We start from the raw sequence: 19,209 nt of genomic DNA on the forward strand, positions 1-19,209 counted from the left end.
CAGATATTAAAAAGCAGTATGAGACAAAGCACGTTTTATTTGTTCACTTCAAGCAATACTTCAAAATAACGTAAACTTACTAAAAAGCGCAGATAATACAAAACCCTTTAACGAGGGTTTTTTTTATGGGCAAATTTGGCTTTTAATAATTAATCAAAACATGAAATAAATGGAAATTTTTAGCTCTACAGGTAAAAACATTACAAAATCGGGGGTGCTTCTACAGACAAAGTCTATCGGCTCTTTGATTGTTTCTATGTCGCTAGATTTGGAAGCCTTAACAACTGAACAAATCAAAGTCGAAGTAGAAAAGATTGGAGGAAATGAGGAAATAACAAAAGGCTTTATGTCTCTAGCGGATTTCATCTACATGACAACTTTTAAAGAGGATGCTGTAACAAGTGATGTGAATTACAAAACAACTGCAAAATGTGAGATTTGCGAGGATGGTTCTATTCAATTGGGAGAAAAAGACGTCATCAAAATCGAATTGACAGGTTTAAAAACGGCTGAAAGCTATGTTTTAAATGGAATCGAAGAACCTCAAAGTTCTAGAAAAACGCTTTCATTTCAGAACAAGTCTATGGCTTCGGATGATAAAAGCAAAGTATTTGAAGTTGCCGATTGTGATATTGTTGTAATTGACAATTCTGAAACAATCGAAGAAATTTCGTATACGTATGTTAACGGTGTAGTTGTAAAATATACACTTCATGAGTTGCGTGTATTGTCTCGTAGTATTGACCCAGTAGCATACATTAAACAGGATGGTACTATAAAATCTTCGTTTGCTTCAAAGATTCAATTGCCGTTGTTCGGTGTTAATACAATCGAAGTGAGAAAATCACAAGGCTCTATTATTAATTTGATTGTACGCTACGAGGCGAACGATTCAAACGAATTTTAGTGTATGTCTATATTTACAAAAATAGGCAAAGCAATCAAAAAGGGAGCAAAACAAATTTCCCTTAAAAACATAGTAAAGGTAGGTACTCCGTTCCTTTCAATGATACCAGTAGTCGGAGGTGTAGCGCAAAATGTTGTACAAAATGCAAGTGCAGCAGCCGAACTAAAGAAACAAGCTAAAATAGCAGAGGAACAAGGTAAACTTGCTCAAGCGGAAGCATTACGCGCGCAATCCGATATACTTGCTCAAGATGCAGGAAAAGTTATAGGACAGCAAGCAGGAAGCGTTCTGAATGCATTTACAAAAGGTGCAACAACTGAAGCTATGGCACAGGTAAGCAATACAGCTAAAGAAACCGCGGGTAAAATTGGCGCAGAGATAGCGGACCAATCTATTCTGGAATGGTTAAAAAAGCATGCTAAACATCTGCTTATCGGTGCAGTTGCTATAATTGGCGGTGTATTTCTCTATAAAAAGAGTGCTAAACCTAAAAGAAAAAAAGCATGGTAAAACCACTAATTGCTAGTTACGGTATAATGTCATTACAGGGGGTGCAAACCATCCCCACCGATGGCACTCCAATAAGCGAGATTATTAAAATTGTCATTCAATTAATAATAGGTGGCTCGGCTCTGTTTCAACTCTTTAAAAAGCCTAAAGAGGTAATCACAAATCAAAATTTACAACCTTAAAACATTAAAAAATGTCAACATTTAAAGCAAGAATAACAAACGATCGTTTTGGACAGCCATACCAAGTAATAGGCTGTAAAGACAAAAAAGGGACAGGATTCTCTAAAGGATATGTAGAATTAGGTGGAAAACTCTACAAGTTAGAGCCATCAAAAGCTACTAAAGATGGTGTGGAAGTTTGGATAAAAGTTACTGCAGTAAAAAAACAGACGCAAAACTCAAGCATGTAAAAAGTAACAAGCCTCTGCAAAGAGGCTTATTAAAACAAAAAAAATGAACAAAGTAAACGGAATTGTAAACGGTCTAAAATTCGTATTAAAATACGGAATTTACCTTATGGCGTTAGTCAAAATCATAGAGTTTGCAATTGAGACCCTAACGGCTATCGATGGCAAAGAAACCGCCAAAACTCAACTAAATGAGTAAGTCTTTTTTAAACAATCACAAGGTTCGCGGATTAAGAAATAATAATCCAGGCAATCTAATTAGAACCTCAGACGCTTGGCAAGGTAAAATTCCATTTCCGCAAAGTAAAGATGTAAAATTTGAACAATTTACAGCGGTTAAATTTGGATTGCGTGCCATGCTTAAAGACTTAATTCACGATATTAATAAGGGTAAAAACACAGTTAATCAATTAATTAATGAGTATGCTCCAAGTGTTGAAAATGATACTAAAGCTTATATACTCAAAGTTTGTCAAACATTAGGTGTAAAACCAACCGACAAGTTAACTGAGATTAACAATTCGTTTTTAATTCTATTGTCTCGTGCAATCATTAAAGTTGAGTTAGGCGCTTCTCATACATTGATAACTGATAGTGATATCAATGATGCAATTCAACTTTTGGGAGATGTATCTACATCAAAACTAAAAGTTACTATCACAAAGGAAAAAGTAAAGATGTTTATACCTGCAGTGGTTTTCGTCGTGGTTTTTTTTTGTTCACTAATTATCAAAAATATTTTTTAAATAATAAATCAAAATCAAAATCCATATGGAAAAAGTAACAACATTCGTAATTAAAAATCAAGTATATATCATTTTAACGGTAGTCGTTGGGGTTCTTGCTCTAGGCTTCAAAGTGTTTATTCATGATAAAAAAAGATAGTCAAAACAATGCCGTAAATGATGCGTTAGACTTCATAAAACGGAATTGGTTAATCATAACGGGATTGCTTGTGGCAATCCCTTATCTTAATCGATACATGAAAGAGCAAGCAGAAAAGACAAGGCTTGCAAATCTGCAAATTGCTCTCGATGCAAAAAAGGGTAATGCTCAAATTATCGTGGATAATAGACAAATTGAAAATCTCAATCCATTAACACAAAATCAAAAAAGATTAAAGATTACAGCATCTAAAGATTTACATGCTGCTTCTCAAGATTTAGCGCACCATTTCGGTGTATTATATTCTGACGCGGGCAACTGGTATGATTTTCTTAACCCTAAAGGATGGTCGGAAAACGATACTGAAATTAGAAAAGTTTTGGTTTTGTATCGTAACTATTTCGATAAATTAGAAAAATTATACTATGAAGTCGATACAAACAGTCGAAGTCTGAGAAAGGATATTTTGAAGCTTCTTAATAAAGACGAACTAGTTTATCTAAAAAAATACTTAAAAATTTAATTCATGAGTGATTCCTTTTTAGTTTCATACAATCGAAATGGCAAATTAGCCTATCACGATATAAAAATTCAAGAAGATAATACGGTCAACTGTATTCCTATTTTTGAAGATTTAATATTCACAGCCATGTTTTTAAGTGGTAAAAGAATTTTACAACCTGTAGACGAACAACAAAATGTATTCTTCCAAAAGTTCACACAGCAAGAAAGATACTTAATTGCATCAGAATTTTTTGATTCTTCGCTAATCAATGAGCAAGATTTGAGAAAACAAAACACAGAATTTTGTCCTCAAATAGTGCTTCCATTACCTGAATTGTATATAGCTGGTGATTATAACCCAGTTACGGGAAATGTAACAATGTATAATTACATACCATCACCAATTGCAGAGGGTTCTATTGTATTATTAATAAATGATGTACAGTCAAATCTATTCATTCCGGTTTATGATACAAATAATCTAGGTTATGTTTTAAATGTTGGTGTTTTCAATGAAGAAACCGTAATGACTTTAAAATATGTGCCTTTGAATATCGTGGCTACTCAAACATATACGCCACCTTACACAAACTTTATTATGACTGCTGATTGGTTAGCACAAGGTTTTACAGATGCTATGGCGTTTCAAAATTGGTTACAGAATATTAACCCTACTGCAACGGTAAGCGATTGGAATTTAACGGGTAATTTACTAAAATGTAATCTTGCAAACGTTACTAGTATGCAATTAATGGGTATTGGTATTACACAGGTCATAAACGTAGATATTCCAAGTCTTGTTAATTTGCGTATGGATGGTTGTTTTATAGAGACTTTTGGGGATTCACTAAGAAATCTATTCAATTTACAAGTATTGGGCTTAAATGGCAATCCTATTACGGCTCAAGGATGGATAGATTTAGAACCATGGGCAACTATAGTAACGCCAAGCGGTAGTATATATGCTTCGCAAAATGGATATGCTTACCCTAATTATATTGATGCGTCACAATGTAAAACTATCTTAAATGGTAGATCGTGGCAAATTTATTCGGCTTAATTTTTTAATAAGAAAAAATATGTATATTTGTCAGAACTTCAAAGAGGGGTGAAAGTAGTGGAATACTTCTCTCAATGATAAAAATCAAATAACATGCAAAAATCGAACTATTTATATAATAGAACATTTCCATTCTCTGGAGGTGTTCTATTTTTTTTATCTCTTATCCAAACAAGCCCTTTAATTAATTTTTTTTATCTCTTATCCTAATGAGCACTTACGAGGGATTAAAAGGCAAAAATGATTATTCGGTAACGGTATTTCAAGGCAAAGAAAAAAGGCTATTTACTGAATATGTTCATTCAATATATAGTTATTCGCAGTGGCTTAAAAAACAAGCTATTACTTGGGATTACTTACTAGTATATGTACGAAGAAGTAGAAAGATACTTTGCTATTATAAAAATGGGGATTTTCTACATTCAGACCCCGATTTTTCTATAAGAGGCAGAATAAAAACAGGTTGGTAATATAAACAAAAAAAGAGGCTCAAACGGTAGTGGAATACCTCGCCTCTCATTGATAAAAATCTATGGCAAATATACATAAAAAATCTTTACATACTATAAATTATAGTGCAAATTATGACATTGTAACACATTTAGTGTTTACAGTGATTTAGCACTTTATTTAAACAAAGAAACGACCAAGTATAGTACTACTGTTCGTTTCTTTATTCAAAAATAATTAAATAATCCTAATCTACCTAATTAGATATTTAAATTCCTTCAACCAATTTAATAGTATTTTTTTTAGATGATTTATAAGTACTATAACCATAATATGTTACAACAGATAAGCACATTAATGGTAAAATAAAGGAGAAGTTTACTTCAGGAATAAAACCAAATAATTTAATATCTGCGAAACCTGTACCGCCTAAATCCAAGATGCTTCCTTGCATAACGGGCATTAAAGCTCCACCAACGATAGCCATAACTAAACCAGCAGATCCAATCTTTGCTTCATCTCCCATGTCTTTTAGTGCTATACCGTAGATAGTTGGAAACATAATTGACATAAAAATAGAAATACACACCAGAGCGATTAATCCAGGCATACCTTGCAATATAATCGCCCCGGATGCACATATTATTCCTCCAATACCAAATACCATTAATATCTTTGAAGGATTTATGGATTTCATTAAACCAGTTCCGATCCATCTGCCTAATAAAAATAATATCATAGCTGCTATGTTGTAATATGTGGCAGTTAATTCTAATCCAAATGTTTTGTTGATATTATCTACATATTGAAAAATAAAGGTCCAACACATAATTTGTGCACCAACATAAAAAGCTTGTGCTATAACACCATGTTTATAGTTTTTATTTGCAAATAACTTTTTGAATGATTCAGCGATAGACATTTTATCTTCGTGTGCCGTTTTAGGCATTTTTGTTAGAATAATAATAATTAAAATTAGCAAAACAAAAATTCCTAATCCAATGTATGGAATGCTAATAACACTCAAATCATTTTCTCGAATACTTGCGAGCTCATTTGAACTTAAAGCTTTATAAGCTTCTTGTGTATAGTCATCTGATTTTATTTCTTTAATAACTAAAAACTGAGCCATGACTAATCCGGTTATTGCGCCAATAGGGTTAAATGCCTGTGCTAAATTTAAACGTTGTGTTGCTGTTTCTTTATTGCCCAGAAATAAAATTAAAGGATTTGAAGTTGTTTCAAGAAAAGCTAAACCACAGGTTATTACCCAGAGTGAAACAAGAAAGAAAGTATAGCTTTGGTAGTGTGCTGCCGGATAAAATAAAAAAGCACCGATTGCATATAATAGTAATCCTAATATTATTCCAGATTTGTAGCTGTATTTTCTAATGAATAACGCAGCCGGCAACGCCATAAAAAAATACCCAAAATAAAAAGCAAATTGTACTAATGACGCTTGCGTATTGGAAAGTTCCGGCATTACTTTTTTAAAAGTAGAAACCATTGGGGTTGTTAAATCATTTGCGATCCCCCAAAGGGCAAATAGTATGGTTATTATTATAAATTGAAAAACGAATTCTTTACTAACTACAGGAATTTTTTTGAATTGATTCATTGTTTTGTTTATTTAAATAATTACGGATGTATTTGATGCGAGTCCTTACAACTTATTTTATCAAAACCGTTTAAGAATTCCTCTATTTCTGATTGTAAAATTACTGGGTTAGCTCCTTCATTTTGAGCAACAATAGCACCGATGGCACTAGCAAAATTAATTGCGTATTGTGGGTCTTCTCCGTTGAGTAACATTATGATTAAGGAAGCTAAAAAGGAATCTCCGGAACCTACAGTATCAACAACATTTACTTTGAATCCGCAATTATGATAAAAGGTATCATTACAATACAATACAGCTCCATGGGATCCTAAAGTAACGCAGACAGTATCTGTATTGGTTTCTTTCGCAATGAATTTTATATTTTGCTCCAATGACTTCTTGTTTGAATTTAAATCCTCACAAATTTCATTTAACTCATCATCATTAAATTTTATGAAATCTGCTGCATGTAATAATTCCAAAACATTTTTCTTAGTATAATGCGGTACTCTCAAATTCACATCAAATATTTTATATTTGGCAACATTTAAAAGTTGTTCCAGTGTATTTCTGGAAACTAGATCTCTTGAAGATAAAGTCCCGTAGACAAAAAAGTCTGCTTTTTCAACAATTGCAAGATTCTCATTTGAAGTTTCAATTTTATCCCATGCCGAAGGATAATTGATATCATATGAAGCGTTTCCTTTTTCATTCAGAATAACGTGGACTAAACCCGTTGGATACTTATCCATTACTTGAATAGCATCTGTGTTAATCCCTGAAAGACTTAAGTAATCTATTAATTCTTTCCCGTCCAGATCGTTTCCTATTCCACTAATAACGGAAACCTCCCCTCCTAGCGAATTTAATCTGGATGCCACATTTAGAGGAGCTCCTCCAATTTTTTTGTGTTCAAGGAAAACATCGAAAAGAATTTCTCCAAAACAAACGCCATTTAATTTCTTTTTCATTTTTTTACAATTTTGTGCAAAAAAGCATTTAGTAATTACTTTTTTTACGGTTAATGATTAATTTATATTTGATTAGTATACCATTTATCGACCATTTTTCTCATGAAGGAAAGACTACCTTTCGCAAGATCTTCTGAGTTGTATTTTGAAGGTCTCCACAACGAGGTTGGGCCGATTAATTCTTTAATTTGTGAAGAAAAGTTTTCAAGAACCAGTGGGCCCTGGTAGTCGATTTCTGCTAGAGCTTTGAAAAAATCATCCCAATGAACATTCCCTTCGCCAGTCATGCCACGATCACTCTCTGTTATATGTATATGTTTCAACCTATTTCCGGCCCGAATAATTGGATCATAGAAATTTCCTTCTTCGATATTCATGTGAAACGTATCCAAATGCAATCCCATAGTACTAGCGCCAATAGTTTCAATCATTTCTAAAACATCATCTGCAGCTGTAAACACATAGCTTTCGTACCGATTAATTGGTTCAGGAGCAATCGTGATATTGCGTTTTTTTGCATAATCAGCTACTTCCGTAAATACTTGCTGGATGATTATTTTTTCATCTTTGTTACAAGGATTCCCCGTAAATGTTCCTATTGACGAGTGCAATACGCCTCCTAAAAAATCACCCTCCATGTCAGCTATTTTGTCAAGTGCTTTTTTAATAAGTGATATTGCTTGTTCGGGATAAAAAGGAATGTGACAGTTTGGAGGCAAATTCAACGTACAGCGCCCTAAAATTCCGTTCTCATCAAGTTGTTTCTTTGTTGCTTTGGCATCGAAATCCAACGAAGCGGGCAAAATAATTTCAAGCATATCAAAACCGTATTCAGCAGTCTTTTTTATGGCAAAATGACCTCCTTCGGGACTCCATCCTGGAATAAATGATAAAATTGTTGTTCCAAAAATTGGCATATTTATATGATTTTAAATTTGTTTATTTTAAGATTTGCTTTTTTAGAATAACCACCACTCTGTTTTTACTCCAATATAAGAACCCCAACTTTTTTGATTCACTTGCAAATAAGGAGAGTAATTATGATCCCTGGCAAAATCGTTGTAGTGCGCTAGGGTATAAACAAGACGGATGTGAGGACGGCTCCACGGATCTTTTTTTCCTAATGGCACAATTGTCGGAGCAAAGGAAAATTTCCACAGGGCTGCCTCCGGGTTAGTTCCGTCTTTTCGAACAGCGTAATGTACTTCTTCAATTAAGTGTAGCCACTTAGTGACATAATAGAGACTTCTGAAACCTACTACGAAATCCATTTTTTGATTGTACAATTGATTTCCATTAAAATAAGTATCCATATTGGTATTGGCAGAACCTCCTTTGCTTTTTGTGAAAACACCGTATCCATTAATGCTAAATTTTGGAAAGAGGTTTAACAGAAAATGTTCTACCACAGTAAAAGAATATGCATTAGTATATTTTCCTTCTGTATCAGGCACACCATATGTAGCCCATGTGAAAGTGTTTCCGTTGTCACCTCCATTTGCAATTCCGGAACCATATCGAACAGAAAATTGATTAAATGAACCTGGTAAAGCTGTTTTAATTGGATTGTTGTATTTAATTCCAGCCACCCAGCCCCTGTCAGATGAATAATTTTTAGAAGTATTTTTTGAGTTCGCAGAAACATAATGAAATTCGGCCAAAAGTTTAATTACATTGTCATTTTTCAAATGAATACTGTGCTCTCCAATCCAAACCATGCGTTGGCGAATAGCTGGATTTGTTGCACCGGCAACAGTAACTTCGTAATTATAAGGATAAACGCCTGTAGAATCTGCTGAAGCAGGCATCAACATCGTAAGTTCGGTGTTTTTATGGCTTACCCCGAAACCCTGGGCCGAATGATCATCGAAGTAAAAATAATCACTGATGTGAATATCGTCATAGCGACGAAAACGGGATCCTACCCATGCGGACCATTTGCTTCCCATAATGTTTCTTGCTTCAATATAGGCTTCGGGAAGAATAAAGGTTAGACCATTATTTGACCGAGAACTTACATTTCCCACAAACTGTCCGTTGGCAGCGTACATTCCCAAACGCATCTGGAAGGTCACATTTGTGCTATCTTTTCCAATAATCTTTGGTGTGAAGTGTACTGCAGGCAATATATCTACATAATCAGTTTGTTCCATTCGTCCTGCTAATGAACCCTGGCCTGATAAATTTAATGGCTTCCACATATTTCCTTCGCCATTTGGAGATACTCCAACTCCTATACGACCGGTTGTTCCCAATGAAAAATTAGAATTAGTTATTACAACCTGTGAATAAGCATGTATAGAGAGCGTTGAAAAAAGAAAGATAGAAAATGCTTTTTGCATGTAACAGTAGTATTTAAATTTAGGCTATAACAAAATGTATTGAACGATTCTAGGTTGGTAATAACTGGTATTGGATTTAATAAACAACTTGGTTTTTAGTACTGTTAATGTCTTAAATACATCTGTCTGTCTGTTCCATAAAATTTGAGACTAAAATTAGATTTATTGCTTTTTATTATTAAGCGTCATTTTGAATATTATTTTTCAAATGTATTATTTTTTTTTAATTTATAATAAAAAAAAGTAAATAAATATTTAATATAACTAAAGTTATTGCTTATTTGGTGGTTTTTTAATAAATTACAAGTAAATTGTTACAAATAATATAAAACGTAATAGTGACGATTAATAAATAAAATGAAAAACAATATAACAAATATGTTATTGCAAATAAATCATTAGTTTTGTACTATTAAAAGAGTAAACAAAAACTTTACAAGCTTTCAATAAATATAATTATATCCTTCGCTATATGCTGTCTAAAATAATTCCAAATATATCTGTTGACTGCGTCGTTTTTGGTTTTGACGTCAATACAAAATCACTTAATGTATTATTGATAAAGCGCTATTTAGAATCTACCGAAAATCAGGAACCTCTAGTTAACGATTTTGTTCTGACAGGGTATCATACATTTGAAAACGAAACCATAGATGAAACTGCCAGTAGGGTCCTGAAGGAGTTAACAGGACTTGATAATGTATATAAAAAACAATTTAAAGTTTTTGGAGATCCAAATCGTTTGATTAATGAAAAAGATATTATTTGGGCAAAAAATGAAAATTTTAACCAACGGACGATCACTATAGCCTATTATTTTTTATTAAAAACACAAGAGGTTACTTTAGAAAATAATCAATACAATCCACAATGGTTTCCGGTTAATGATTTGCCTGAATTAGGGTTTGACCACAGGGACATCATCAATGAAGCATATGCTGATCTAAAAGAAAAAGCACTGTACAAACCTATTATTTTTGAACTTTTGCCCGATAAATTCACCTTCAAGGAATTGCAGGATACGTATGAATCGATATTTGGAAATGGTATTGATAATCGAAATTTCAGGAGAAAACTATTGACAAAGAAATACATCATTGAGTTGGATGAAAAACAAGTGGGAGTTTCAAAAAGACCTTCTCAGCTTTTTATGTTTAGCAAAGATGTTTATCAAAAAATTTATAAGGAAACGTCCTTAATCAATATTTAGGGTAGCATTAAGAATAAAAAATAGTATTGCTGAACAATTTCTATGTTATTTTGATAGTATAGATTGGTTTCAATTTGTAATATTACCGCAGAAAGTGATTCGATTCGCATCATAATTATTTACCTTTGCAAAAAATTAAAAAAGTAATTTGATGACCGATAAATCAATCACAAAAACAAAATATATAAAATTAATTCTAATTTTAGGTTCATTAACAGCACTCGGTCCATTTTCAATCGATATGTATTTGCCTGGGTTTTCAGGAATTGCAAAAGATTTAAATACTTCTGTTGCCAATGTCTCCATGACATTATCAAGTTATTTTATTGGAATTTCTGCCGGACAATTACTTTATGGTCCATTATTAGATCGTTTTGGCAGAAAAAAACCTCTATTTATAGGATTGATCGTTTACATTTTAGCTTCTCTAGGTTGTGCTTTTGTAACAGACATTGATACTTTTATAGGTTTGCGTTTTATTCAAGCTATCGGTAGTTGTGCTGCAACTGTAGCTTCAGTTTCGATGGTTCGGGATTTATTTCCTGTTAAAGATATTCCTAAAGTATTTTCTTTATTAATGCTGGTTGTTGGGCTTTCACCAATGTTAGCACCTACAGTTGGCGGATATATAACAGCTGATTATGGTTGGCACACCGTCTTTTTTATACTAATGTGTATGGGGATTTTGATTCTGCTAGCAGCTCAGATTGGATTGCCAAACTCTTTTAAACCAGACACTTCAATTTCTTTAAAACCAAAACCGATTATAACTAATTTTGTCAGCATTGTAAAAGAACCTCAGTTCTATACTTATGCATTTACTGGAGCTATAGCCTTCTCAGGTCTGTTTACTTACGTTGCGGCTTCGCCTATTTTATTTATGGATATTTTCAAAGTGGATGCCAAAACGTACGGCTGGATATTTGCTTTTATGTCGTTAAGTTTTATAGGTGCCAGTCAGATTAATTCGTTATTATTAAGGAAATTTACAAGTGAGCAAATGATTTATGGTGCATTGATTACGCAATCAGTCATTAGCATTTTATTCTTAATTTTGGCAATAAACGGGTCTTTGGGTCTATACGGAACTATCGCTATGTTATTTTTATTCCTGGCTTGCCTTGGAATTTCCAATCCAAACACAGCGGGCCTTACTCTTGCTCCTTTTCCAAGAAATGCTGGAAGTGCTTCGGCTTTGATGGGTGCTATTCAGTTAGGGTTGGGCGCTTTGGCGTCTTTTGCTGTAGGAGTTTTTGTAAAAGATACCATGTTGCCTATGGTTGTAATTATAACAGTCACCACAATTTTGGCATTAATCATTTTGATTTTTGGAAAACGAAACATAAAAAAAACTATTGCAACTTCTCCTGATGAAGGAATTGCAATAGTTCATTAATTATGAATTTGATCTAGCATTGTTTTGGTTCTGCCTTTATTTTTTTGTCGGGTCTTATAATCATTCGTAAGGATTGATCTTTTGCAAAATAAGCAATCATCCAGTTAAAGAATGTTTTTATCCTGTTACGATATGTTATCAATGAAATTAGGTGAATAAATAGCCAGATTATCCAAGCAAAAAATCCTTTGAAATGCATTTTTGGTTTTGGTAAATCAACTACAGCCTTGTTTTTTCCAATAATAGCCATAGAACCTTTGTCATTATATTTAAAGGCTTTTAGTGGCTTATTTTGGTTCATTAATTTAAAGTTATTGGCCAAATTTATTCCTTGTTGAATAGCAACTTGTGCTACCTGTGGATGGCCATTTGGGAAATCAACATCTGTAAGTTGAATACAGGTATCTCCTATAGCAAAGATATTTTCAGTACCATTAACTTTATTAAAAGCATCGGTTGCCATTCTTTTTCCGCGACCATAACTTTCAGCCGGAATTCCTTCAAAAACTTTTGCCGAAACTCCTGCTGCCCAAATTAAATTTTTAGTTTGAATCGTTTCACCATTAGAGAAATATACTGTATCATCGATATAATCCACAACAGTATTATTTAATTTTACGACAACGCCTAATTTTGTTAACGCTTCCAGGGTATCTTCCTGTGAAGCTTTACTCATTGGCGATAATACGGCATTGGCTCCGTCGACTAGATAAATATTACTTGCCGTAGTGCTTAATTCGGGATATTCTTTAAGTAATATATTTTTTCTCATCTCAGCGAACATTCCCGAAACTTCAACACCTGTAGGACCACCACCAGCAACAACAATAGTTAAAAGTTTTCTACGTTCGCGAATGTCTTTGCAAATGGCCGCTTTTTCTAGATTTTTTAATAATGTATTGCGCATTACAATAGCATCATTCAGTGTTTTCATAGGAATAGCATTTTTCTTTACGTTTTCCATTCCAAAATAACTGGTTTCAGCACCTGTAGCAAAAACTAAGTAATCGTATTTTAACTCTCCATTATTGAGAATGATTTTGTTTTCTGAAGGATTTACTTTTAGTAAGTTTCCTAGGCGAAATTGTAGGTTTTTTTTACCTGAAAAAAATTTCCTAAATGGGTAACTGATACTTGAAGGTTCCAAGAAAGCGGTAGCAACCTGATAAATAAGTGGCGGAAAGAAATTATAATTGTTTTTGTCAACGAGCGTTACATTAATTCCTTTTTCATTTACTAGTTCCTTAGCAAGATTTAACCCTGCAAATCCTCCTCCTATTATTATAATTTCCATATCGTATTTTTATAGTATAAAATTTAAAAAACAGTCATAAATATACCCTATTTACGGTTGCTATTAAAACATCAATTATTAAAAAAACTTTAAATTTTAGTTCTTTTTTAGTTTTTTAACCGGCTTTTCTAAAGGCTCATTTTTGTTTTGAAGTATATAGTTAGCCAATAATTTTTCAATTAGTTCCTCTTTAGTCAAATGATGAAATACTGTTTTTACTTTTTCTTTTAATGCTAGAGCAACATCATGATTGGGCTTGGTTTTGAAAATTTGTTTTGCCCATAATAAGGTATTGTTTTCTTCAATGCTGGCAACGGTTGGTTTTTTAAATTCAACAAATTTGATGCCCAGCTCTTTTTCAAAATCGGCGATTTCTACCACTTCTTCTGGTTGCAAAACCGTTAAAGAAAGTCCCTTTGCTCCTGCTCTCGCTGTTCTTCCACTCCTGTGGACGTATGTTTCATAAACATCCGGTAAATGATAATTAACTACATAAGAAATTTCTTTTACATCAATTCCTCTTGCTGCCAAATCTGTAGCCACCAATATATTGATATGTCCTTCACGGAATTGCTCCATGATTCTGTCTCGAATTCCTTGTGACAAACTGCCGTGCAATGCTCCTGATGAAAACCTATTAATCGCTAAGTTTTTAGCCAATTTATTAACAGCTGCCTTTGTTTTACAAAATATAATTCCGCGTTCGCCTTCTTTAGAATTTAAAAAATGCATCAAAACATCCAGTTTCTCAATCGGATCAACAACAATAAATTCATGATCAATACCTTGATTCCCTACTGTTTCCATATTAGCACTTACTTGCACTACGTTTTTGTTTAGGTAGTTCTGAATAAGTTGTTTTATGGTTCCAGGCATTGTTGCCGAGAATAAAAAAGTATTGTGATTTTTAGGTAATTCGGCAATGATTTCTTCTAAGCTTTCCTTCAATATTGTAACCATTTCATCGGCTTCATCAAGCACAAGAAATTTGGTTTCTTTTAAGTTTATAGCTTTGCGCTGAATTAAATCAATTAAACGTCCAGGTGTTGCCACTACAATGTGAGTCGGTAATGCAAGTCTTTCTATTTGTGGCTTAATTGGAATTCCTCCACAAGTTGCTGCAATAGAAACTTCCGGCATGAATTTAGCAAAAGATTCTAAATTCTTAAAAATTTGCTGTCCCAGTTCTCTTGTGGGTGCAAGAATCACTGCTTGCACAACGGGAGAAGTGGAATCTATTAATTGTAAAATTGGCAATCCAAACGCAGCAGTTTTTCCAGTACCCGTTTTGGCAAGTCCAACTAAATCCGTTGTATTTGATAATAATAGCGGAATTGTTTTTAGCTGAATTTCTGTTGGAACAACAATTTTCAATTCGGTAATCGCTTTTAGTATGGGTGCTGAAATTCCTAAATTAGAGAATTGGTTTGGCATTTTTTGTTATTTTATAATTTTATAAAAAAGTTGTTTTTGAAACAGGATATTAATTAAAAAAGAGATGTACAATAGTACACCTCTAGGGATCAATCTGGTTCGTTCATGATTTTTTCACGATATTTTTTACCAGTTAACAATACTAATTTTAATTTGTAATCGTCAACGAGCCATTCCCGGTAATTTTTGCTGCATTGGCTCAAACATTTAGAATAGCGTTTGATACGACAATCGATATCATCATCTAACAACTTCCCTAATGCTTTAGCTTCCTGCAAAGTTTCAGAATTATCAACGCACATAGCCGCATGCTGTTCTAACGATTTTTCAAGAACTACTTTAGATCGTAAATTTTGCGCAATTATGAGTTTGTGCTCTTCATCGACATCAAAAGCCACTACTTCCGTCTTACTGAATTTAGCTCGTACATCTGGAGGCATATTGTATTTAAAATACAATTCGATTTCCGTATCATCACGTAGGTTTTCTAAATAAAACTCAGGTGATTTAAAGATATGTTGCCAGTTTACCGGCTCACTCCATAATCCGAATCGAGCTGCATTGTTTCCTAAATCGATAACACTAAAAGTATCTTTATTAGGTAGTTTTCTGGAACCACGACCAATCATCTGATAATATAATGTTAATGATTTTGTAGCCCTGTTCAAAATTATCGTTTCTACTGTTGGTTCATCAAAACCTGTGGTAAGAATCCCAACCGATGTTAAAATAGCATCAGGAGTATGTTTAAACCAATGCAAAATATCTTTTCTTTCCTCATTATTGCTGGTGTTGTCCAAATGGCGAATCGCATAACCGGCTTCTCTAAAAGTTTCATATACATATAAAGATGTATTGATCCCATTATTAAAAATCAAAGTTTTCTTTCCTAAAGATTTCTCCGTATAGGCATGTAATAATTTTTCCTGCATGGCCATATTAGTGTATAAATCATCAGATGATTTTACCGTGTAATCACCATTGATACCAACTTTCAATGAAGTTAAACCAACATCATAACTATACGTGACTGCTTTTGCTAAAAATCCATTTTCAATCAAAGAACTAATAGTGTCTCCTACGATTAATTCATCGTAGCTTTCGTGCATTGGCAATTTAATATTTGAACTTAAAGGTGTCGCTGTAACTCCTAATATGAATGCATTTTTGAAAGAGCTTAATAATTTTCTAAATGAATTGTAATGCGCTTCATCGATAATTACCAATCCTACATTATCTAAATGCAATTTTTCATCATTGATACGGTTTTTTAAAGTTTCCACCATAGCGACAAAACAAGAATAATCGTTTTGATCCGGTAGTTCTTTTACTTTACTGTTGATGATTTTGTTTTTTACGTCGAAGCCCTTCAACATTTTTGAAGTTTGCTTACACAATTCAATTCGGTGTGTTAAAACAACCACTTTTTTATCGTGTTGTGATAAATAACGGCGTACAATTTCCGAGAACACAACTGTTTTCCCGCCACCAGTAGGCAATTGGTATAACAAATGATGTTGTGGCGGAGCATTATCTATGCGTTCAAAGATGGCATCAATGTCGCCTTTTTGATATGCATAAAGTTCTTTTTTGTCTTCTATTTCTATTTCTAAAGTGTTTTGGGACATTGCTTATTGTTGGATTTTTGCAAAAATACGCCTAAAAAACAGTTTAATTGTCAATTTTAATTAAAAAAAACACGATTGATTAAATAAAAATGATTTATACAGTAACTAGTACTCAAAACGCTCAATAATGGCGTTGAATTCGGGTTCATTGTACCATTTTTGAAGTATAGTTTCGTTATGGATGGCTATTATTCTTGTTTTAAAATCGTTTAGTATTGCATTTGCAATCAAGAAAACTACAGCTTGTTCAAATGAATTGTAAATGCTTTTGAAAAACAAATCTTGTTTGATGATGTGTTCCGAAGAGAATGTTTGAGCAATTTCAATGTTGTAGAGCATTAGATCAGCTATTACAAAGGGATCTACTCCTAAAAGCGAGAAATGCTTGATGTATTTTTGGGCAACCGAGCGTCGCATTTTTGGCTTGCTGCGTCTTCCCAACTTCTTTATAGGATAATATTCATTTGAAATTTTTAATTTGCATTCCTGTAAAAGTGTATCTTCCTTTGGATTGAAAACAAAATTATAATAGACTTTTACGGGACTGAATTTCTCGTACAATTCAATAATTTGTTCTTCGAGTTGCTCTTTATTCAGGTCGGCTAAGTATTTTTTTAAATCACGTTTGCTCATTATCAAAGTTTAAGAATACAAAAGTAAATTACTTTGGGAATGTATACTTCCTAAATCAATGATAATACTTAATTTTGGCATAAATAAAATAGTTGGTAAGGTTTTCAGAACCTATTTTTTTACTTTTATCCTCAAATTTAATTTTTATGCTTAAAATTTTTAAGATTATCGCTTTACTTGAAGGGGTTTCCTATCTAGCTTTATTTTCGAATATGCTGGTAGTGAAACCAACAAATCTTGCTTTGTACAAAACATTGCTATTTCCAATAGGGATGGCACATGGACTTTTGTTTATCAGCTATATTATCTTGGCAATACTACTAAAGTTTGGACAAAATTGGGACCTGAAAAAATTTGGAATCATTTGTTTGGCCTCTATACTTCCTTTTGGGACGTTTTATGTAGAAAAGAAATACTTGCAAAATGTATAAATACATAGAAAAAATATTCACTTTTCTATATCCTGTATTTCGAAATTGGGGTTTAGGGAGCTCTTCAGCTTCCTATTTGAGCCTGCTAATAAACATTACTGTTTTGTGTGTGCTAGCATATGTCATTTACCTTATTTTTCGTCTTATTTTAGTTACTATTATGGCCGTTATAGCCCAAAAAACCAAAACTAAATTCGATGATTTACTCGTTACCAATAAAACAGCAAAATACATCGCCCATTTAATTCCATTGTTATTTATTTACAAATCAGTTCCCGTAATCTTAGAACGATTTGAATATTGGGAAGTTTTTTTTGGAAAATTAGTTGGAATCTATATCGTCATATTAGTTTTATGGATAATTCGCACTGTTTTCAATTCTTTAAGAGATTATTTAAAGCTAAAGCCCAGATACAGCGATAAGCCGATTGATAGCTTTATTCAGGTCATCATGATTGTTCTTTGGGCAGTCGGTATTACGGTTATTATTTCAAAATTATTTGATATTGATCAAAAAGAACTCTTAACCATTTTAGGAGCAGTTTCTGCTGTAATCATTTTAATTTTCAGAGATACAATTTTAGGATTTGTTTCCAGCGTTCAGGTCTCTATAAACGACATGGTTCGCATAGGCGATTGGATAACGATGGACCGATTTGGCGCAGATGGAGATGTGATTGAAATCAATCTGGCTACTGTAAAAGTTCGAAATTTCGACAATACCACTACTACAATTCCAACCTACAGTTTAAGTTCTGATTCTTTCCAAAACTGGCGCGGAATGCTTAATTCTGACGGACGCCGTATAAAAAGACACATTCTTATTAAAACGAGCAGCATTCGGTTTTTAGAAGAACCAGAATTAAATGAGTTGCAAAAAATACAGTTGATTTCGGATTATATTGAAACTCGAAAAGTAGAAATTAATCACTATAATTCCGTAAATAAAATTGATAAATCATTAGCAATCAACGGTAGGAATTTGACTAATTTAGGGTTATTCCGAAAATATATTACACAATATCTTCATAATTATCCGGGACTAAACAAAGATATGATTACACTTTGCAGGCAGCTGCAGTCTACCTCCAATGGCGTTCCTCTTGAAGTTTATGCTTTTTCACATGACAAACGATTTGAGAATTATGAATACATTATGTCCGATATCTTTGATCATATCATTGCTGCTGTAAAATATTTCGATTTAGAGATTTTTGAAGGAATAAATGAAAGTGCACTGAATCAAAAATAAAGGAATTTAAAATCATATCTAATCATGAAAATTATTTTTTAGGTCCTTGCCGCATTTAACAGATCTAAATGATACCAATCGCATTAAGACCTTTAGTTGCGGTGAAGATTAGCTATTATATGGATTTCGTTATCACGATCCCTTTTTTTTGACAACTCCTCTCCAGCTTAAGCGTGGAGGATTCTTGGAAAAAGCTTGCCTCAACAGGCTACTTTAGCTTCCATGAGAAATTGCCCTTTCTCCAAAATATTATTTGCGGCGTTTAGATCCGCATTATCTACATGTCCACAAGA

Annotated in this window: 21 protein-coding genes; 13 read left to right on the top strand and 8 right to left on the bottom strand. The window is 33.2% G+C overall.

Annotation, left to right across the window (positions count from 1 at the left end; genetic code table 11):
• The first annotated feature begins 169 nt into the window (after nucleotides 1-169).
• From ACNQGN_RS16065 to ACNQGN_RS16105, 9 genes are all read left to right on the top strand, one after another.
• Nucleotides 170-907, top strand: a complete 738-nt coding sequence (locus ACNQGN_RS16065; protein ID WP_417988847.1) for a hypothetical protein — start codon at nucleotides 170-172, stop codon at nucleotides 905-907.
• Between the two features lie 3 nt (nucleotides 908-910).
• Nucleotides 911-1,417: a hypothetical protein gene (locus tag ACNQGN_RS16070; RefSeq protein ID WP_417988848.1), complete on the top strand. Its 507-nt coding sequence runs from the start codon at nucleotides 911-913 to the stop codon at nucleotides 1,415-1,417.
• Nucleotides 1,411-1,599 carry a hypothetical protein gene (locus ACNQGN_RS16075; RefSeq protein WP_417988849.1) on the top strand — a complete coding sequence of 63 codons (189 nt, stop codon included), beginning with the start codon at nucleotides 1,411-1,413 and terminating at the stop codon, nucleotides 1,597-1,599. The genes ACNQGN_RS16070 and ACNQGN_RS16075 overlap by 7 nt, the downstream gene beginning before the upstream one ends.
• An 11-nt stretch (nucleotides 1,600-1,610) precedes the next feature.
• On the top strand, nucleotides 1,611-1,829 hold the full coding sequence (locus tag ACNQGN_RS16080; protein ID WP_417988850.1) for a hypothetical protein: 219 nt from the start codon (nucleotides 1,611-1,613) through the stop codon (nucleotides 1,827-1,829).
• A gap of 43 nt (nucleotides 1,830-1,872) precedes the next feature.
• Nucleotides 1,873-2,025, top strand: coding sequence for a hypothetical protein (locus ACNQGN_RS16085; protein WP_417988851.1), 153 nt, complete (start codon nucleotides 1,873-1,875; stop codon nucleotides 2,023-2,025).
• A complete protein-coding gene (locus ACNQGN_RS16090) occupies nucleotides 2,018-2,572 on the top strand; it encodes a hypothetical protein (protein WP_417988852.1) in 555 nt (184 codons plus the stop codon). The genes ACNQGN_RS16085 and ACNQGN_RS16090 overlap by 8 nt, the downstream gene beginning before the upstream one ends.
• A gap of 122 nt (nucleotides 2,573-2,694) precedes the next feature.
• On the top strand, nucleotides 2,695-3,234 hold the full coding sequence (locus ACNQGN_RS16095) for a hypothetical protein (RefSeq protein ID WP_417988853.1): 540 nt from the start codon (nucleotides 2,695-2,697) through the stop codon (nucleotides 3,232-3,234).
• A 3-nt stretch (nucleotides 3,235-3,237) separates the two neighbouring features.
• Nucleotides 3,238-4,275, top strand: coding sequence for a hypothetical protein (locus ACNQGN_RS16100; RefSeq protein WP_417988854.1), 1,038 nt, complete (start codon nucleotides 3,238-3,240; stop codon nucleotides 4,273-4,275).
• 209 nt (nucleotides 4,276-4,484) lie between these two features.
• Nucleotides 4,485-4,745 (top strand): hypothetical protein, encoded by a 261-nt coding sequence (locus ACNQGN_RS16105; RefSeq protein ID WP_417988855.1) that lies wholly within the window; start codon nucleotides 4,485-4,487, stop codon nucleotides 4,743-4,745.
• Between the two features lie 248 nt (nucleotides 4,746-4,993).
• Here the strand turns inward: ACNQGN_RS16105 and fucP are convergent, their stop codons facing one another.
• The 4 genes from fucP to ACNQGN_RS16125 all read right to left on the bottom strand — a co-directional run bounded on the left by fucP (nucleotide 4,994) and on the right by ACNQGN_RS16125 (nucleotide 9,638).
• Nucleotides 4,994-6,343, bottom strand: coding sequence for an L-fucose:H+ symporter permease (gene fucP, locus ACNQGN_RS16110; protein ID WP_417988856.1), 1,350 nt, complete (start codon nucleotides 6,341-6,343; stop codon nucleotides 4,994-4,996).
• A 20-nt stretch (nucleotides 6,344-6,363) separates the two neighbouring features.
• Nucleotides 6,364-7,296 (bottom strand): carbohydrate kinase family protein, encoded by a 933-nt coding sequence (locus tag ACNQGN_RS16115; protein ID WP_417988857.1) that lies wholly within the window; start codon nucleotides 7,294-7,296, stop codon nucleotides 6,364-6,366.
• A gap of 62 nt (nucleotides 7,297-7,358) precedes the next feature.
• Nucleotides 7,359-8,213 carry a sugar phosphate isomerase/epimerase family protein gene (locus tag ACNQGN_RS16120; RefSeq protein WP_417988858.1) on the bottom strand — a complete coding sequence of 285 codons (855 nt, stop codon included), beginning with the start codon at nucleotides 8,211-8,213 and terminating at the stop codon, nucleotides 7,359-7,361.
• A 42-nt stretch (nucleotides 8,214-8,255) separates the two neighbouring features.
• Nucleotides 8,256-9,638 (bottom strand): carbohydrate porin, encoded by a 1,383-nt coding sequence (locus ACNQGN_RS16125; protein WP_417988859.1) that lies wholly within the window; start codon nucleotides 9,636-9,638, stop codon nucleotides 8,256-8,258.
• A 472-nt stretch (nucleotides 9,639-10,110) separates the two neighbouring features.
• Between ACNQGN_RS16125 and ACNQGN_RS16130 the strand changes: the two genes are divergently transcribed.
• Both ACNQGN_RS16130 and ACNQGN_RS16135 read left to right on the top strand, forming a co-directional pair.
• Nucleotides 10,111-10,848 carry an NUDIX hydrolase gene (locus tag ACNQGN_RS16130; protein WP_417988860.1) on the top strand — a complete coding sequence of 246 codons (738 nt, stop codon included), beginning with the start codon at nucleotides 10,111-10,113 and terminating at the stop codon, nucleotides 10,846-10,848.
• 166 nt (nucleotides 10,849-11,014) lie between these two features.
• Nucleotides 11,015-12,244 (top strand): multidrug effflux MFS transporter, encoded by a 1,230-nt coding sequence (locus tag ACNQGN_RS16135; RefSeq protein WP_417988868.1) that lies wholly within the window; start codon nucleotides 11,015-11,017, stop codon nucleotides 12,242-12,244.
• Between the two features lie 13 nt (nucleotides 12,245-12,257).
• Here ACNQGN_RS16135 and ACNQGN_RS16140 read toward each other — a convergent pair whose 3' ends face one another.
• The 4 genes from ACNQGN_RS16140 to ACNQGN_RS16155 form a co-directional block, all read right to left on the bottom strand.
• Nucleotides 12,258-13,538, bottom strand: a complete 1,281-nt coding sequence (locus ACNQGN_RS16140; protein WP_417988861.1) for an NAD(P)/FAD-dependent oxidoreductase — start codon at nucleotides 13,536-13,538, stop codon at nucleotides 12,258-12,260.
• Nucleotides 13,539-13,634: 96 nt separating this feature from the next.
• Entirely contained in the window at nucleotides 13,635-14,972 is a 1,338-nt protein-coding gene (locus ACNQGN_RS16145) for a DEAD/DEAH box helicase (RefSeq protein ID WP_417988862.1), read from the bottom strand.
• Nucleotides 14,973-15,061: 89 nt separating this feature from the next.
• Nucleotides 15,062-16,600 carry a DEAD/DEAH box helicase gene (locus tag ACNQGN_RS16150; RefSeq protein WP_417988863.1) on the bottom strand — a complete coding sequence of 513 codons (1,539 nt, stop codon included), beginning with the start codon at nucleotides 16,598-16,600 and terminating at the stop codon, nucleotides 15,062-15,064.
• 105 nt (nucleotides 16,601-16,705) lie between these two features.
• On the bottom strand, nucleotides 16,706-17,233 hold the full coding sequence (locus ACNQGN_RS16155; RefSeq protein ID WP_417988864.1) for a DUF6155 family protein: 528 nt from the start codon (nucleotides 17,231-17,233) through the stop codon (nucleotides 16,706-16,708).
• 146 nt (nucleotides 17,234-17,379) lie between these two features.
• On the opposite strand from ACNQGN_RS16155, the gene ACNQGN_RS16160 reads away from it, so the two are divergent.
• Both ACNQGN_RS16160 and ACNQGN_RS16165 read left to right on the top strand, forming a co-directional pair.
• Entirely contained in the window at nucleotides 17,380-17,664 is a 285-nt protein-coding gene (locus ACNQGN_RS16160) for a DUF3817 domain-containing protein (protein WP_417988865.1), read from the top strand.
• Nucleotides 17,657-18,916, top strand: a complete 1,260-nt coding sequence (locus ACNQGN_RS16165) for a mechanosensitive ion channel family protein (protein WP_417988866.1) — start codon at nucleotides 17,657-17,659, stop codon at nucleotides 18,914-18,916. Before ACNQGN_RS16160 ends, ACNQGN_RS16165 begins: the two co-directional genes overlap by 8 nt.
• Nucleotides 18,917-19,209 lie beyond the last annotated feature (293 nt).

The sequence above is a fragment of the Flavobacterium rhamnosi genome (genome assembly GCF_048286515.1).
Taxonomy (GTDB): domain Bacteria; phylum Bacteroidota; class Bacteroidia; order Flavobacteriales; family Flavobacteriaceae; genus Flavobacterium.

What these genes read in the sequence shown, in the direction of transcription:
- ACNQGN_RS16065 (WP_417988847.1), top strand. Translation starts at nt 170, where the DNA reads ATGGAAATTTTTAGCTCTACAGGTAAAAACATTACAAAATCGGGGGTG.
- ACNQGN_RS16070 (WP_417988848.1), top strand. Translation starts at nt 911, where the DNA reads ATGTCTATATTTACAAAAATAGGCAAAGCAATCAAAAAGGGAGCAAAA.
- ACNQGN_RS16075 (WP_417988849.1), top strand. Translation starts at nt 1,411, where the DNA reads ATGGTAAAACCACTAATTGCTAGTTACGGTATAATGTCATTACAGGGG.
- ACNQGN_RS16080 (WP_417988850.1), top strand. Translation starts at nt 1,611, where the DNA reads ATGTCAACATTTAAAGCAAGAATAACAAACGATCGTTTTGGACAGCCA.
- ACNQGN_RS16085 (WP_417988851.1), top strand. Translation starts at nt 1,873, where the DNA reads ATGAACAAAGTAAACGGAATTGTAAACGGTCTAAAATTCGTATTAAAA.
- ACNQGN_RS16090 (WP_417988852.1), top strand. Translation starts at nt 2,018, where the DNA reads ATGAGTAAGTCTTTTTTAAACAATCACAAGGTTCGCGGATTAAGAAAT.
- ACNQGN_RS16095 (WP_417988853.1), top strand. Translation starts at nt 2,695, where the DNA reads ATGATAAAAAAAGATAGTCAAAACAATGCCGTAAATGATGCGTTAGAC.
- ACNQGN_RS16100 (WP_417988854.1), top strand. Translation starts at nt 3,238, where the DNA reads ATGAGTGATTCCTTTTTAGTTTCATACAATCGAAATGGCAAATTAGCC.
- ACNQGN_RS16105 (WP_417988855.1), top strand. Translation starts at nt 4,485, where the DNA reads ATGAGCACTTACGAGGGATTAAAAGGCAAAAATGATTATTCGGTAACG.
- fucP (WP_417988856.1), bottom strand. Translation starts at nt 6,343, where the DNA reads ATGAATCAATTCAAAAAAATTCCTGTAGTTAGTAAAGAATTCGTTTTT.
- ACNQGN_RS16115 (WP_417988857.1), bottom strand. Translation starts at nt 7,296, where the DNA reads ATGAAAAAGAAATTAAATGGCGTTTGTTTTGGAGAAATTCTTTTCGAT.
- ACNQGN_RS16120 (WP_417988858.1), bottom strand. Translation starts at nt 8,213, where the DNA reads ATGCCAATTTTTGGAACAACAATTTTATCATTTATTCCAGGATGGAGT.
- ACNQGN_RS16125 (WP_417988859.1), bottom strand. Translation starts at nt 9,638, where the DNA reads ATGCAAAAAGCATTTTCTATCTTTCTTTTTTCAACGCTCTCTATACAT.
- ACNQGN_RS16130 (WP_417988860.1), top strand. Translation starts at nt 10,111, where the DNA reads ATGCTGTCTAAAATAATTCCAAATATATCTGTTGACTGCGTCGTTTTT.
- ACNQGN_RS16140 (WP_417988861.1), bottom strand. Translation starts at nt 13,538, where the DNA reads ATGGAAATTATAATAATAGGAGGAGGATTTGCAGGGTTAAATCTTGCT.
- ACNQGN_RS16145 (WP_417988862.1), bottom strand. Translation starts at nt 14,972, where the DNA reads ATGCCAAACCAATTCTCTAATTTAGGAATTTCAGCACCCATACTAAAA.
- ACNQGN_RS16150 (WP_417988863.1), bottom strand. Translation starts at nt 16,600, where the DNA reads ATGTCCCAAAACACTTTAGAAATAGAAATAGAAGACAAAAAAGAACTT.
- ACNQGN_RS16155 (WP_417988864.1), bottom strand. Translation starts at nt 17,233, where the DNA reads ATGAGCAAACGTGATTTAAAAAAATACTTAGCCGACCTGAATAAAGAG.
- ACNQGN_RS16160 (WP_417988865.1), top strand. Translation starts at nt 17,380, where the DNA reads ATGCTTAAAATTTTTAAGATTATCGCTTTACTTGAAGGGGTTTCCTAT.
- ACNQGN_RS16165 (WP_417988866.1), top strand. Translation starts at nt 17,657, where the DNA reads ATGTATAAATACATAGAAAAAATATTCACTTTTCTATATCCTGTATTT.